The organism is Pseudomonas sp. NPDC087358 (assembly GCF_044900785.1).
In the GTDB taxonomy this organism is placed as follows: Bacteria; Pseudomonadota; Gammaproteobacteria; order Pseudomonadales; family Pseudomonadaceae; genus Aquipseudomonas.
Genome location: NZ_JBJDOA010000007.1, coordinates 193,140 through 207,854, shown reverse-complemented (window position 1 = coordinate 207,854; position 14,715 = coordinate 193,140). Strand labels below are relative to the sequence as shown.

The 14,715-nt window shown below is 60.6% G+C and carries 14 protein-coding genes; 10 read left to right on the top strand and 4 right to left on the bottom strand.

All coding sequences use genetic code 11. The features are described from left to right. Positions 1-269 precede the first annotated feature (269 nt). Positions 270-974 carry a FadR/GntR family transcriptional regulator gene (locus ACI2KS_RS18085; protein ID WP_404622348.1) on the bottom strand — a complete coding sequence of 235 codons (705 nt, stop codon included), beginning with the start codon at positions 972-974 and terminating at the stop codon, positions 270-272. A 267-nt stretch (positions 975-1,241) separates the two neighbouring features. Between ACI2KS_RS18085 and ACI2KS_RS18080 the strand changes: the two genes are divergently transcribed. The 5 genes from ACI2KS_RS18080 to ppx all read left to right on the top strand — a co-directional run bounded on the left by ACI2KS_RS18080 (position 1,242) and on the right by ppx (position 5,884). Then, complete coding sequence (locus tag ACI2KS_RS18080) at positions 1,242-2,027, top strand: transporter substrate-binding domain-containing protein (RefSeq protein WP_404622347.1); 786 nt, start codon at positions 1,242-1,244, stop codon at positions 2,025-2,027. A gap of 41 nt (positions 2,028-2,068) precedes the next feature. Further along, entirely contained in the window at positions 2,069-2,734 is a 666-nt protein-coding gene (locus ACI2KS_RS18075; protein WP_404622346.1) for an amino acid ABC transporter permease, read from the top strand. Next, the gene (locus ACI2KS_RS18070; RefSeq protein WP_404622509.1) at positions 2,731-3,381 is read left to right on the top strand and encodes an amino acid ABC transporter permease; all 651 of its coding nucleotides are present in this window, start codon (positions 2,731-2,733) and stop codon (positions 3,379-3,381) included. The genes ACI2KS_RS18075 and ACI2KS_RS18070 overlap by 4 nt, the downstream gene beginning before the upstream one ends. Beyond that, entirely contained in the window at positions 3,368-4,102 is a 735-nt protein-coding gene (locus ACI2KS_RS18065) for an amino acid ABC transporter ATP-binding protein (protein ID WP_404622345.1), read from the top strand. The genes ACI2KS_RS18070 and ACI2KS_RS18065 overlap by 14 nt, the downstream gene beginning before the upstream one ends. 279 nt (positions 4,103-4,381) lie before the next feature. Next, positions 4,382-5,884 carry an exopolyphosphatase gene (gene ppx / locus ACI2KS_RS18060; RefSeq protein WP_404622344.1) on the top strand — a complete coding sequence of 501 codons (1,503 nt, stop codon included), beginning with the start codon at positions 4,382-4,384 and terminating at the stop codon, positions 5,882-5,884. Here ppx and ppk1 read toward each other — a convergent pair. Further along, a complete protein-coding gene (gene ppk1, locus ACI2KS_RS18055) occupies positions 5,871-8,021 on the bottom strand; it encodes a polyphosphate kinase 1 (protein WP_404622508.1) in 2,151 nt (716 codons plus the stop codon). The two genes, ppx and ppk1, sit on opposite strands and share 14 nt — an antisense overlap. Positions 8,022-8,538: 517 nt before the next feature. Here ppk1 and ACI2KS_RS18050 point away from each other — a divergent pair. Then, a complete protein-coding gene (locus ACI2KS_RS18050; RefSeq protein WP_404622343.1) occupies positions 8,539-9,156 on the top strand; it encodes a DedA family protein in 618 nt (205 codons plus the stop codon). Here ACI2KS_RS18050 and ACI2KS_RS18045 read toward each other — a convergent pair. Then, a complete protein-coding gene (locus ACI2KS_RS18045) occupies positions 9,134-10,372 on the bottom strand; it encodes a sterol desaturase family protein (protein ID WP_404622342.1) in 1,239 nt (412 codons plus the stop codon). The two genes, ACI2KS_RS18050 and ACI2KS_RS18045, sit on opposite strands and share 23 nt — an antisense overlap. Before the next feature lie 188 nt (positions 10,373-10,560). Here ACI2KS_RS18045 and elbB point away from each other — a divergent pair, with 188 nt between their 5' ends. After that, positions 10,561-11,241: an isoprenoid biosynthesis glyoxalase ElbB gene (gene elbB, locus ACI2KS_RS18040; protein WP_404622341.1), complete on the top strand. Its 681-nt coding sequence runs from the start codon at positions 10,561-10,563 to the stop codon at positions 11,239-11,241. 200 nt (positions 11,242-11,441) lie between these two features. Here the strand turns inward: elbB and ACI2KS_RS18035 are convergent, their stop codons facing one another. Then, positions 11,442-11,903: a YaiI/YqxD family protein gene (locus ACI2KS_RS18035; protein ID WP_404622340.1), complete on the bottom strand. Its 462-nt coding sequence runs from the start codon at positions 11,901-11,903 to the stop codon at positions 11,442-11,444. A 393-nt stretch (positions 11,904-12,296) separates the two neighbouring features. On the opposite strand from ACI2KS_RS18035, the gene ACI2KS_RS18030 reads away from it, so the two are divergent. Genes ACI2KS_RS18030 through lpoB form a run of 3 tightly spaced genes read left to right on the top strand, consistent with a single transcriptional unit; the run spans position 12,297 to position 14,713 of the window. Next, entirely contained in the window at positions 12,297-13,700 is a 1,404-nt protein-coding gene (locus tag ACI2KS_RS18030) for a COG3014 family protein (RefSeq protein WP_404622339.1), read from the top strand. Positions 13,701-13,714: 14 nt separating this feature from the next. Further along, on the top strand, positions 13,715-14,086 hold the full coding sequence (locus tag ACI2KS_RS18025; protein ID WP_404622338.1) for a YcfL family protein: 372 nt from the start codon (positions 13,715-13,717) through the stop codon (positions 14,084-14,086). A 39-nt stretch (positions 14,087-14,125) separates the two neighbouring features. Continuing rightward, the gene (gene lpoB / locus ACI2KS_RS18020) at positions 14,126-14,713 is read left to right on the top strand and encodes a penicillin-binding protein activator LpoB (RefSeq protein ID WP_404622507.1); all 588 of its coding nucleotides are present in this window, start codon (positions 14,126-14,128) and stop codon (positions 14,711-14,713) included. Positions 14,714-14,715: the final 2 nt, after the last annotated feature.

Sequence of the window (14,715 nt, the reverse complement as noted above, 5' to 3'; positions counted from 1 at the left end):
CTGGCAAGCCAGGCTCCCACGGCCTTCGGCCAGAATCAAAAGCGGCCGGCGCAACAGATGCCGATCACTTCTGCCCGCAGCCCGTCAGAGGTCGACTGCTTCTGCCCGAAGGGCGTGGGAGTTCGGCTTGCCAACGATCTGGCGCGAAGCGCCAGCAAACCCTGTGAACGCTATGCGCCTGACCTACCGAGTCGCCTGATTTCGCCGCCGGTCCCCGGCAAATCGCTGGCAAGCCAGACTCCCACCGCCTGCGGCCAGAATCAAAGCAATCACCCCGACGGCGCAACGAAGATGATTCCGGTCCGCAGCGCCGCGCCCCTGATGTGCTCCTGCATGGCCTTCTGCGCGGGGCCTGAGGCGTTGCGGGCCAGGGCGCGGAGGATCTTGCGGTGCTCCTGCCAGGTCTCCATCGCGCGCCCGGCCCGAATGAACGGCAGCTTCTGACTTTCCAGAAAGATGTCGGCGCTGGCGGTGATGATGCCGAGGATCGCCTGGTTGCCGCTGGCCACGAGAATGCGTCGGTGGAAGTCGAAATCAAGCCTCGCAGCGCACTCGAAGTCGCCGGCCTTGAGCTCCAGGCGCATTGCTTCGACATTGTCTTCCAGCACATCGCGCTCATCGGCCGTCAGCGTCACCGCTGCCAGCCCGGCGGCGAAGCCCTCCAGCGCATAACGCAACTGAAAGGTCTCCGATGGCGATGCATGGGCTGCATAAGGCCAGGAAAAACCACTCGTGCTCTTTTGTGGTTCAGAAATCCCCTGAACGAACACGCCTTTGCCGGGCTGCACGCTGACTACCCCCAAGGCGCTCAGCGAAGACAAAGCTTCACGCAGCGACGCCCGACTTACCCCCAGCCGAACGGCCAGATCCCGTTGGGAGGGCAGGCTGTCGCCGGGGCCATAGCCCTGCTCGGCGATCAGTTTGCGGATCGCCTGGAAGGCGGCTTCAGGTACTGCAATAGGGCTCGGGTGCATGGCGATTCAGGCGCAATAACCGTGGAAAAATCCTCTTGTATAGCCATCGCAGTGATTCGGCAAGTGACGCCCAAGCGAGGGGCGCCGGGGCTTTGCGGCGCGCCAAAGCGGGGCGGAGGATCCGCTGACTGTTCAGACCAGTTAGACCGCAACAGCCTTGCAACCCGCATTCACCGGTCGCCGGTCAACGACTGGCATGGGCTGTGCACTGATGCTTGGCCAGCACCCATGCTCTGCCTACATATTCGTTCGATTCGGAGACGTCACATGACCAAGCGTTCCAGCGCTCTGCTTGCCGCCCTGTTTGCCAGCCTCATGCTCGGCCAGGCCCCCGCCCACGCCAACGGCCTGGATGATGTGACCACGCGCGGCACCCTGAAAGTCGCTGTACCGCAGGACTTCCCGCCGTTTGGCTCGGTCGGCCCGGACATGAAGCCGCGGGGCCTGGACATCGACACCGCGCAACTGATTGCCGACCAGCTGAAGGTCAAGCTGGAGCTGACACCGGTCAACAGCACCAACCGCATCCCCTTCCTGACCACTGGCAAGGTCGATCTGGTGATCTCAAGCCTGGGCAAGAACCCGGATCGCGAAAAAGTCATCGACTTCTCCCGCGCCTACGCTCCCTTCTACCTCGCGGTGTTCGGTCCTCCTGATGCCGCCATCAGCGGCGTGGATGACCTGAAGGGCAAAACCATCAGCGTGACCCGCGGCGCCATCGAGGACATCGAGCTGACTGCCGTTGCGCCGAAAGAAGCGACCATCAAACGCTTCGAAGACAACAACTCGACCATCGCCGCCTATCTGGCCAACCAGACCGACCTGATCGCCAGCGGCAACGTGGTCATGGTCGCGATCAGCGAGAAAAACCCCAAGCGCATCCCGGCTTTGAAAGTAAAACTCAAGGACTCGCCCGTGTATGTCGGCATAAACAAGGGGCAGCCGGAACTGCTGGCCAAGGTCAACGAAATTCTCGAAGCGGCGAAGAAAGACGGCGCGCTGGAAAAGAACTCGCAGACCTGGCTGAAACAGCCGCTGCCAGCCGATCTCTGATCGCAGCTCTTTTCGTCACTGCATCTGATTCGGGGCTTTAGATGGCTTATCAGTTCGACTTCATTCCGGTTCTGCAAAACGCTGACCTGCTGCTGCGCGGTGCCTTGTTCACCTTGGAGCTGACCGCCATCGGCACCCTGCTGGGGGTCAGTCTGGGGATCGTCGGTGCGATCGTCAGAGCCTGGAAGATCCAGCCGTTCTCGACCCTGTTCGGCATCTATGTCGAGCTGATACGCAACACGCCGTTCCTGGTCCAACTGTTCTTCATCTTTTTCGGCCTGCCCTCACTGGGGCTGCAGATCTCCGAGTGGCAGGCGGCGGTGCTGGCCATGGTGATCAACCTGGGTGCCTACTCCACGGAGATCATCCGCGCAGGTATTCAGGCGATTCCCCGCGGGCAGCTGGAAGCTTCGGCAGCGCTGGCGATGACACGCTTCGAGACCTTCCGCTACGTGGTCCTGGCGCCCGCGCTGGGCAAGGTATGGCCGGCCCTGAGCAGCCAGATCATCATCGTCATGCTTGGCTCGGCGGTGTGTTCGCAGATCGCTACCGAGGAGCTGAGCTTCGCCGCCAACTTCATTCAGTCGCGCAACTTCCGCGCTTTCGAGACTTACATCATCACCACGCTGATCTACCTGTGCATGGCGCTGCTGATTCGTCAGCTGCTGGCCTGGATCGGTCGTCGCTACATCTCGAGGAACAGCTGATGGACTTCACCCTCTGGGACATCGTGCGCAACCTGCTGACGGGCCTTCAATGGACGCTGGCGTTGTCGCTGGTGGCATTCATTGGCGGCGGCGTGATCGGGCTGCTGGTGATGACCATGCGCATCAGCGATACCTCTGCATTGCGCACCCTGGCCCGCTGCTACATCGAACTGTTCCAGGGCACTCCGCTGCTGATGCAGCTGTTTCTGGTGTTCTTCGGGGTGGCGCTGCTGGGTGTGGATATCTCGCCCTGGGTCGCGGCCGCTTTCGCGCTGACCCTGTTTACCAGCGCCTATCTGGCCGAAATCTGGCGCGGTTGCGTCGAGTCGATCTCCAGTGGTCAGTGGGAAGCGTCGGCCAGCCTGGCGCTTACGCCGTTCGAGCAATTGCGTTATGTGATCCTGCCGCAGGCCCTGCGTATTGCGGTCGCACCGACGGTGGGGTTCTCGGTGCAGGTGGTCAAGGGCACGGCGGTGACTTCGATCATCGGTTTCACCGAGCTGACCAAGACGGGCGGCATGCTCGCCAACGCCACGTTCCAGCCTTTCATGGTCTATGGCTTCGTCGCCCTGGGCTACTTTTTGCTTTGCTACCCGTTGTCGCTCAGCGCGCGCTACCTGGAAAGGAGACTTCATGCCTCTGCTTAGAATTTCCGCCCTGCACAAATACTATGGCGATCACCACGTGCTCAAAGGCATCGACCTGAGCGTCGAGGAAGGCCAGGTCGTGGCAATCATTGGCCGCAGTGGCTCGGGTAAAAGCACGTTGCTGCGCACGCTCAACGGCCTTGAGTCGATCAACGACGGGGTGATCGAGGTCGATGGCGAATACCTGGATGCAGCCCGCGCCGACTTGCGCAGCCTGCGGCAGAAAGTCGGCATGGTGTTCCAGCAGTTCAATCTGTTCCCGCACCTGACCGTCGGCGAGAACGTGATGCTCGCGCCTCAGGTGGTGAAGAAGGTCTCGAAGGCCGAGGCCAGGAAGCTCGCCAAAGAGATGCTCGAGCGGGTCGGTCTGGGCGAGAAGTTCGACGCCTTCCCTGATCGCCTGTCTGGCGGCCAGCAGCAACGCGTGGCCATCGCCCGCGCCCTGGCGATGTCGCCCAAAGTGCTGCTGTGCGATGAAATCACCTCGGCGCTGGACCCGGAACTGGTCAACGAAGTGCTCAGCGTGGTACGCGGGCTGGCCAAGGATGGCATGACCCTGATCATGGTCACCCACGAAATGCGCTTCGCCCGCGAAGTTGGCGACAAGCTGGTGTTCATGCATCAGGGCAAGGTGCACGAGGTGGGAGACCCGAAAGAGCTGATGGCCAACCCGAAAACCCAGGAGCTGGCGAATTTCATCGGGTCGGTGGAGCAGGCCTGAGGCGCCGTGCTTGTGATTCTGCCCGGAGGGCGTGCAAGCCTGGCTTGCCGGCGATCGGCTGCACAGCAGCCGCAAACCGGGTAAACAGGGTGTGACAGGCATATCGGGAGCTCAGGTTTTGCGGCCGCTTGGCGCCAGATCGTCGGCAAGCCGGCCTCCCCCGCCTTCGGCAGAAGCCGTTCTGCTGTTGGCTGAGAAGCGTCGACATTGGCTTCCCTGTTTGGCGGCAGTGATGGATCGTGGCACGATGTCGGGGTTATCGACCGGGACATTTTCACCATGCCGCCATCAACAGCCAAAAATCTCTCGCTGATCGCCGCCATCGACTTGGGCTCCAACAGCTTTCACATGGTTGTAGCCAAAGCCAATCAGGGCGAAATCCGCATCCTTGAGCGGCTTGGCGAGAAAGTCCAGTTGGCCGCCGGAATCGACGATGAGCGCAAGCTCAACGAAGAATCCATGCAGCGCGGGCTCGATTGCCTCAAGCGTTTCGCCCAACTGATCAACGGTATGCCCTTGGGCGCCGTACGCATCGTTGGCACCAACGCCCTGCGCGAAGCGCGCAACCGCAACGAATTCATTCATCGCGCCGAAGAAATCCTCGGCCATCCGGTCGAAGTCATCTCCGGCCGTGAAGAAGCGCGCCTGATCTACCTGGGCGTCTCCCACACCCTGGCCGACACCCCCGGCAAGCGGCTGGTTGCCGACATTGGTGGCGGCAGCACCGAGTTCATCATCGGTCAGCGCTTTGAACCGTTGCTGCGCGAAAGCCTGCAAATGGGTTGTGTGAGTTTCACTCAGCGTTATTTCAAGGACGGCAAAATCACCCCGGCGCGTTACGCCCAGGCCTACACGGCGGCGCGGCTGGAGATCATGAGCATCGAACACGCCCTGCATCGCCTGAGCTGGGATGAGGCCATCGGCTCGTCCGGCACCATCCGCGCCATTGGCCTGGCGCTCAAGGCTGGCGGTCATGGCAATGGCGAAGTCAACGCCGAAGGCCTGGCATGGCTCAAGCGCAAGCTGATGAAGCTTGGTGAAGTGGACAAGATCGATTTCGACGGCATCAAGCCTGACCGCAGGGCGATCTTTCCGGCGGGCCTGGCGATTCTTGAGGCCATTTTCGACGCGCTCGACCTGCAACGCATGGACCACTGCGAAGGCGCGCTGCGCGAAGGCGTGTTGTATGACTTGCTGGGCCGTCATCACCACGAAGACGTCCGTGAGCGCACCCTCAATTCGCTGATGGATCGTTACCACGTCGACTTGAAGCAGGCTGAGCGGGTCGAACGCAAGGCGCTGTCGGCGCTGGAGCAGGTGGCCAAGGCCTGGGAGCTGGAGGACGGCTCATACCGCGAGCTGCTGCGCTGGGCCGCCAAGGTGCATGAAGTGGGCCTGGACATTGCCCATTATCACTATCACAAGCATGGCGCGTACCTGATCGAGCACTCTGACCTGGCAGGGTTTTCCCGCGAAGACCAACAAATGCTGGCCCTGCTGGTGCGCGGGCATCGGCGCAACATCCCCAAGGACAAGTTCGCCGAATTTGGCGACGAAGGGGTCAAGCTGATCCGCCTGTGCGTGCTGCTGCGATTTGCGATCCTGTTCCACCACATTCGCGGCACTCAAGAGATGCCGCAACCGCTGTTGACCGCCAGCGGCAACCATCTGGAAATCCTGTTCCCCGATGGCTGGCTGGAAAACAACCAGCTGACTCAGGCCGACTTCGGCCTGGAAGCCGATTGGCTGACCCGGGTCGGCATCGTCCTCAGCGTACGCTGAGGACCGGGTTGCTCAACTTTTCCAGCAACGCTGCCTGCACGTTGCGCGGATTCTGGTTGCCGGTCGGCGTGCTGCGGATGTAGCGCCCGTCCGGCTGCAGCAGCCAGCTATGGGTGTTGTCCGTCAGATACCCTTCCAGCTCCTTCTTGACCCGCAGAATCAGCTTCTTGCCCTCAACCGGGAAGCAAGTCTCGACGCGCTTGTCCAGGTTACGCTCCATCCAGTCGGCACTGGACAGGAACATCTGCTCCTCGCCACCGTTGAGGAAATAGAACACCCGCGTGTGTTCCAGGAACCGCCCGATGATCGAGCGCACCTGAATATTGTGCGACACGCCCGGTACCCCCGGACGCAAGCAGCACATGCCACGCACCACCAGATCGATCTTCACCCCGGTCTGACTGGCTTTGTACAAGGCGCGGATGATCTTCGGATCGGTCAGGGAGTTGAACTTGGCGATGATGTGCGCCGGCTTGCCCTCGGCGGCGAACTGAGTCTCGCGGGCAATCATGTCGAGCATGCCCTTTTTCAGGGTGAACGGCGCATGCAGCAGCTTCTTCATGCGCAACGTCTTGCCCATGCCGATCAACTGGCTGAACAGCTTGCCAACGTCTTCGCACAGCGCGTCATCGGATGTCAGCAGGCTGTAGTCGGTGTACAGGCGCGCGTTGCCCGCATGGTAGTTACCGGTGCCCAAATGCGCGTAGCGCACGATCTCGCCGGCCTCGCGGCGCAGGATGAGCATCATCTTGGCGTGGGTCTTGAAACCCACGACGCCGTAGATCACCACCGCACCTGCCGCTTGCAGACGGCTGGCCAGTTGCAGGTTGGACTCTTCGTCGAAGCGCGCACGCAGTTCGATCACCGCAGTCACTTCCTTGCCGTTGCGCGCCGCATCCACCAGCGCATCGACGATTTCCGAGTTGGCACCGCTGCGATATAGGGTCTGGCGTACGGCCAGGACATGAGGGTCTTTGGCTGCCTGGCGCAGCAGATCCACCACCGGCGTGAACGACTCGAACGGGTGCAGCAGCAGAATGTCCTGCTTGCTGATCACGTTGAAGATGTTTTCGCTGTTCTGCAACAGCTTGGGAATGGCCGGAGTGAACGGCATGTATTGCAGCTCGGGGTGACTGTCCAGGCCGGTAATGCTGAACAGACGGGTCAGGTTCACCGGCCCGTTGACCTGGTACAGCTCGGTCTCGCTCAGGTTGAACTGCTTGAGCAGATAGTCAGACAGATGTTTGGGGCAGGTATCGGCCACTTCCAGGCGCACCGCATCGCCGTACCGACGTGAGAACAGCTCGCCGCGCAATGCACGGGCAAGGTCTTCGACGTCTTCGGAGTCCAGCGCCAGATCGGCGTTACGGGTCAGACGGAACTGATAGCAGCCCTTGACCTTCATGCCCTGGAACAGGTCATCGGCGTGGGCATGGATCATCGACGACAGGAACACGTAGTTGTCGCCAAGGCCGCCGACTTCCTCCGGCACCTTGATGATGCGCGGCAGCAGGCGCGGCGCCGGGATGATCGCCAGCCCCGAGTCGCGGCCAAAGGCATCGATGCCTTCGAGCTCGACGATGAAGTTCAGCGACTTGTTCACCAGCAGCGGAAACGGGTGCGTCGGGTCGAGCCCGATCGGGGTGATGATCGGCGCGATCTCGTCGCGGAAATAACGACGAACCCAGGTTTTCAGCTTGGTCGTCCAGTTGCGACGACGAATAAAGCGCACCTGATGCTTTTCAAGTTCAGGCAGCAGGATGTCATTGAGGATCGCGTACTGGCGGTCGACATGCCCGTGCACCAACTCACTGATGCGTGCCAGCGCCTGGTGCGGCTGCAGACCATCGGCACCGGCCTGTTCGCGGGCAAAGGTGATCTGTTTCTTGAGCCCGGCGACACGGATTTCGAAGAACTCATCCAGATTGCTGGAAAAGATCAGCAGGAACTTGAGCCGCTCAAGCAGCGGATAGGATTCATCCAGCGCCTGCTCCAATACGCGAATGTTGAACTGCAACTGCGACAGTTCGCGATGGATGTAGAGACTGCTGTCATCCAGGTTGGGGATCACGATCGCCGGGGTCGCCGGGTGATGCGGCTCGTGGGCCGGCACCACTTCGATGGTCGGCTCGACCATGGCGGTGATTTCCTGGGTCAGGGCCTGGGGATCTAGTTCGACTGCCGCTTCGGTAATTCCTTCGGTGCTCATGAATAATCCTGTAAGGCAATTGGCCTTGTATCAGTTGGGCCGCGCGAACGGCCAATGAGTTCGGCATGCCGTCTGCGCCACAACAGTGGTGACGTCCAGGAACTCTGGCCGGTCACGCCTGACACGGGACGGTGCCAGCGCAGAGGCCGGACTCGGGGGCGAAAAATGATGGCCAACCCGAGGAGCGATGCTGTACGCGCGTTGACTCCCACGCTACGCATTTCTCGGCGTCCTGCAAGCGCAAATCGGCTGACAGCACGTATATGCGAGCATTATGACGGTTGCGTGACAGTATCGATTTCGACACAGAGCGTCAGACGCAAACCCGCATTCCAAGCGACTAATCGCTCGAGGCTGTAGGAAACTTTAACGAGGAGACACATTTGCACACTTTCCTGAATGTCTTGGGCGCGTTAGGCTGCGCGTTCATTTCGCCAGCACCCAAATGATGCTCCAGCATTTTTTACAAGAATTTGGCTACTTCGCCCTTTTCCTCGGGACCTTTTTTGAAGGTGAGACCATCCTGGTCCTTGCCGGATTTCTTGCGTTTCGCGGATACATGGACATCAACCTGGTCGTCGTCGTTGCGTTTTTCGGCAGCTACGCAGGCGACCAGCTCTGGTATTTCATGGGGCGCAAGCACGGCCGCAAGCTCCTGGCACGCAAACCGCGCTGGCAATTGCTCGGTGACCGGGCGCTGGAGCACATCCGCCGGCACCCAGACATCTGGGTGCTGAGCTTCCGCTTTGTCTATGGGCTGCGTACGGTCATGCCGGTGGCGATTGGCCTGTCAGGCTATCCGCCAGGACGCTACCTGCTGCTCAACGGCCTGGGAGCTGCGGTCTGGGCAGCGGCGCTGGGCGCGGCAGCCTACAAATTCGGCGCCGTACTCGAAGGTTTGCTGGGTAACGTCAAGAAATACGAGCTGTGGGTGCTCGGTGCCCTTTTGGTGGTTGGCGTCTTGCTATGGATTTGGCGGCGCATCAAAAACGCGCGCATTGCGCGGGAAGCCAAGCTGGCGGCACCGGTCACGGTCGAGGTCAAGAATCGGCCAGAGGAGTGACATGCCCTCGAGCGCAGTACACCGCGACTGCGCTCAACAGGGTATAGGTCAGTAACACAGCCCACCCCAGTGAACTGATCTGCCAGAGCCCCACCATCGGCGCCAGCGCCATCAGCGGCAGATTTGCCGCCAGTCTCAAACCCTCAAGCTTCAACGCCACCGACCGGTTTTCCAGCGCCACACCGAACACGAACAAGCCCGATGCTACCCAAGACCAGCCGAGCACCAGCGCCGGCCACGGCAACGCTTCGCCGTTGGAAAGCAAATAGCTGCCCAGCAGCGTGTAGAGGAAGAACTGCCCCCCGACATAGACTTGCTGCAGCCGGCTCAGCGGTACCTCGAATTTGCGAAACTGACTGAGGTCGGGTTTGTTGAGCGGATATCGGTCGGCGACATCTTCTGGCCGCCAGCCGGTGGGCATGAACCAGATCCGCAGCTTGTCCCGCCAGGCTCCGGCACGCCGCGCATCCTCTGCAAGCTGTACGTAAAACTGCACATTTGCCCAAAGCGGATTCCAGCTGCGCAAGGGTGTGGTCACCCCGAAGATCGGTGGTTCGCTGTTCAGTTCCTCCTGGAAAGTGCCAAACAGCCGGTCCCAGAGAATGAACACCCCGCCGTAATTGCGATCCATGTAGACAAGGTTCTGCGCATGGTGGGCCCGATGATTGGACGGCGTGACGAAGAACCACTCGAACCAGCCAAGCTTGGGAATGTGCCGCGTATGCACCCAGAACTGATACAGCAGATTGAGCGATGCCACGGCGACGAACACCTCCAACGGCACGCCCACCAACGCCAGCGGCAGGTAGAAGATCCAGCTCAGGAGAAAGCCGGTGCTGGTCTGACGCAGGGCCGTGGAGAGGTTGTAGTCCTCGCTCTGGTGATGCACCGAATGCGCGGCCCAGAGGATATTGCGTTCATGACCCATGCGGTGCAGCCAGTAATAGCACAGGTCATAAAGGATAAAGGCCAGCACCCAGACCCAGACGCTGTCGGCAGCCAAACGCCACAAGGCCAGATGTTCCAGGGCAAAGGCATAAGTGACCAGCCCTACGCCTTTGGTCAACAGCCCCGTGGTGGTCGACAGCACCCCGGTGCTGAGGCTGTTGATAGCATCGGCCACCCGGTAGTTGCTGACCCTGCGCCAACGATCGGCCAGCAGTTCGACGGCAATCAGCACGAAGAAAAACGGTACTGCGTACAGAATGAAATTCATCAACGCCACCCAGCGATGAAACATCGAAGATTAGGTGCGGCCACGGCAAAACCCTATGGCAACGAATGACAAATTAGTAGACATTTGACGACATCGTTGGCGCTTGCGAGTACTCGCAAGCCGCCATGGAAAACGACACCAGCGGCGTACCCGGCGCGATCCGGATCGCCCATGAAAGGGAGCACAGCATGACCAAGAGAGTGGCCGTCATTCTTTCCGGTTGCGGCGTTCAGGACGGCGCGGAAATTCATGAAAGCGTGCTGACCTTGCTGCGCCTGGATCAGCGCGGCGCCGAGGTGAAATGCTTTGCGCCGAACATCGCCCAGCACCACGTCATCAACCACCTGACCGGCGAAGAAATGCCCGAGACGCGAAATGTGCTGGTGGAGTCGGCGCGCATCGCACGTGGCGCTATCGAAGACATCCGCGAAGCCGACATCAGCGAATTCGATGCACTGATCATTCCCGGTGGCTTTGGCGCGGCGAAGAATCTATCCAACTTCGCCGCCCAGGGCTCAGGCTGCAAGGTCCAGGCAGAGGTACTGGCCATGGCTGAAGCCTTCGCCGAGGCCGGCAAGCCCATTGGCTTGATCTGCGTGTCGCCGGCCCTTGCAGCGAAAATCTATGGTCCGGGCGTGACCTGCACCATCGGCAATGACCCGGACACGGCGGCAGCCATTACCCGCATGGGCGGCAAGCACCAGGACTGTGACGTGACGGACATCGTCGAGGACACGGACCGCAAGCTGGTGAGCACCCCGGCCTACATGGTCGCCAAGTCGATCGGTGAAGCGGCAGCGGGCATCAACAAGCTGGTCGACCGGGTGCTGGAGTTGGTGCAGGAGAACGAGGACAAGGCTTCGTCGTGAAGGCACTACCACTGCGCCGTTGCGGGAATGGCTGCCTGGCCTGATGCATGACCTGATCATGACCTGACATTTGACCTGTAGCAGCCCGGCTTGCCTGCGGCCACGGCGTTGAAGAAAGCCACTGCCGGCAAGCCTGACTGCCACAGATAGTTTCGTCTGATCGAGCCTCTGGCCGAATGCCACAGGTTTTGCATCACCGATCAGGCGGGATACTCACGCACCAGCCGCGTCAGGATCCGGTCCAGCGAGTTGGCGAATGCGCGCTTTTCCCGATCGCCATAAGGCCCCTGCCCGCCACTGGCCTGCCCTTGTTCGCGCAGGTCAGTGAACAGATTGCGCACAGCCAGTCGTTCACCCATGTTCTGGGCATCGAACTCCTTGCCACGCGGATCCAGTGCGGCGATGCCTTTTTTGACCAGGCGATCGGCCAACGGCACGTCGCTGCAAATCACCAGCTCGCCCGGCACTGCGTGCTCCACCAGATAATCATCAGCCGCGTCGGGGCCGCTGGGCACCACGATGAGTCTGACCAGCGTCAGGCTCGGCTTGATCTGGCTCTGCCCGGCCACCAGCACCACTTCGAACTGGCGCTTGAGGGCGAATTTGATGACCTGGTCCTTGGCTGCCTTGGGGCAAGCGTCGGCATCGATCCAGACGCGCATGACATGAACTCCACGATCAAGGTTAAAGACATCATTCCCAACAGCTGGCCGCTAGACCGGGCCGCCGTTCAAGGGTCGCCATTGTTCCCGCACAGGGCAACACACTCAAGCGTTGCGTCTGTGGGCCGTTGCACAATCCGCTCCGTACCTGAGCGCCAGTCGGTCATGGCGTGGGGTAAACGCGCAAAACGTGTGTCAGACAGGTCCGAAAATGCCAATCGCTATCAAAAAGCCATTGTCATGAGCGTCACTCTCTTTATAATCCCGCCGCTCATGGCAGTCAGCCACCACCGCTGACCGTCACTCCATCGAAGGTCCAGGCCTTCACAAACGGACTTGTACAGCTGGCAATCAGTACTGCCAGGCTGGCTATTTTTTCAAGGACTGATCGCCATGTCTTCCCGCGCCTTGACTGCACTCGCGCTGATCGCGGCCGTGCAACTGACCGGCTGTGCGGCTTTTCGCAATTACGACACCGAACTCCAACAGACCAACCAGCAGCTGGGGAGCGGCAACGTCGACGGTGCCTTGACCGTTCTGGAAAAGAACAACACAGGCGACGACAAAGACCTGCTGTATTACTTCGAGAAAGGCGAACTGCTGCGCTCCAAGGGCGACCTCGTCGGCAGCCAGACGGCCTGGCGGCATGCCGACCAGACCGTCGTCGCCTGGGAGGACTCGGTCAAACTCGACAGCGGCAAATACCTGGCCCAGTTCGGCAGCTTTCTGGTCAACGACAAGGTGCGCCGCTACGAAGGCTATGACTACGAAAAAGTCATGCTGACCACGCAAATGGCCTTGAACCTGCTGGCGCAGAACGACTTCGACGGCGCCCGAACCGAAATCAAGAAGACTCACGAACGCGAGGCGGTGATCGCCGACCTGCGCGACAAGCAGTACCTCAAGAGCGAAGACGAGGCGCAGAGCCACGGTGTCACCACGCAGTACAAGGACCTCAAGGGCTATCCGGTGGAATCGCTCGACGCCCCTGAAGTGGTGGGGCTCAAGAACAGCTATCAGAGTGCGTTCAGCCACTACCTGTCCGGCTTCGTCTACGAAGCACTGGGCGAAAAAGACCTTGCCGCACCCGGTTATCGCCAAGCCGCCGAACTGCGTCCCAACACACCCCTGCTCGATCAGGCGCTGCTGGGTCTGGACGCCGCTGGCAGCAAGAACAGCAAGACCGACGGCAGCGAAGTGTTGATCGTCGTGCAGACCGGTTTCGCCCCGGCGCGTGATTCGGTGCGTATCCCGCTGCCCCTGCCGATCAATAACAATCTGGTGATCACGCCGCTGTCATTTCCAGTCATCAAGGCCGATACCTCGACGCCGTTATTCAATCAGATCGGTCTCGATGGCCAGCAGGTCAACCTGACCGCGCTCAACAGCACCACCGCCATGTCTCGCCGCGCCCTGCGTGACGACATGCCCGGCATCATCGTGCGCACCACCGTCCGCGCCATCACCCGTGGCGTAGCGCAAAAGAAACTCAACGACGTAAACCCCCTGGCCGGTCTGGCGGTGGGGATCGCCTCGGCCATTACCGAAGGCGCCGATACCCGGACCTGGCGCACCTTGCCTGACAACACCCTGGTAGCGCGCCTGAAACTCAAACCGGGTGAGCATCAGGTGGTGTTGCCCTCCTCGCTGGGCGGCACCCACGTACAGCTCAAGATCGACCGTCCCTATCAGGTCGTCACCCTGCGCGCCATCGGCAACCAGGTCTACACCAGCGGCCTCGCTGCGCAAGTGATCCCCTCGATCCTGCCTCAGGCCGTGGCCGTCAACAAACCGTGAACGGAGACACCTCCATGCGTTGCACCTTTCTTGGCCTGATGGCACTGGCGTTACTCGCCGGCTGTGCCACCCCGCCACCGCCAGCAGCCGGCAGTGCTGCCAGCAAAGTGGTCGCCATGGGCGATCTGAAAAACATCGAGATCGGGCCGATGCGCGTCGCCCGGGAAAACGGCTTCATGACCGTCAACGTGTCACTGCACAACACCAGCAGCTACAACAAGACGATGTACTACCGCTTCGCCTGGCTGGGTAACGACGGTTTCCCGGTAGCCGAACCCGAGACCTGGAAAAGCCTGACGCTGTATGGCTCGCAGAGCAGCTTTGTGCCTGCCATCGCCCCGGTGCCGAAGGCCACTGACTTCCGTCTTGAAGTCAAAACCCCTTAACCCGCCAAGATTCGCCAAGCCAAAGAGATCCCCGACATGCTGTCCATCCGCCTTTCTCTCATCGCCGCCGTCGCCCTTCTGGCCACTGGCTGTGCCAACAACTCACCGGTACTGGGTAGCAAGAACATCAGCTACGGCGACACCAAGGCCGTCGAAACCGTCACCAACGAGTTCGGCTCCACCGACTTGCAGATGATTGCCGAAAGCATGACCCGCTCGCTGGCCCAGTCCGGCACGCTTCAGGGTCGCCCGGTGGTTCAGGTCTATGACGTGAAGAACAAGACCAGCGAATACATCGACACTCGTGAGATCACCACCTCGATCAAGACCCAGCTGATGAAGTCCGGCACCGCGCGCTTCGCCAGCGACAACACCGACATGCAAAGCCAGGTCGACCAGCTCAAGCTGCAGAACCAGAGCGGCTTGTACAAGAAATCGACCGTCAACAAGACTGGCAACATGGTCGCCGCCAAGTACCGTCTGGAAGGTTCGATCAGCTCGATCGTCAAACGCAGCAGTGATTACAAGGACGTCTTCTACAAATTCAGCCTGCAACTGATCGACGTTGAAAGCGGTCTGGCCGAGTGGATGGACGAAAAAGAAATCCGCAAAACCACGGAGCGCTGACC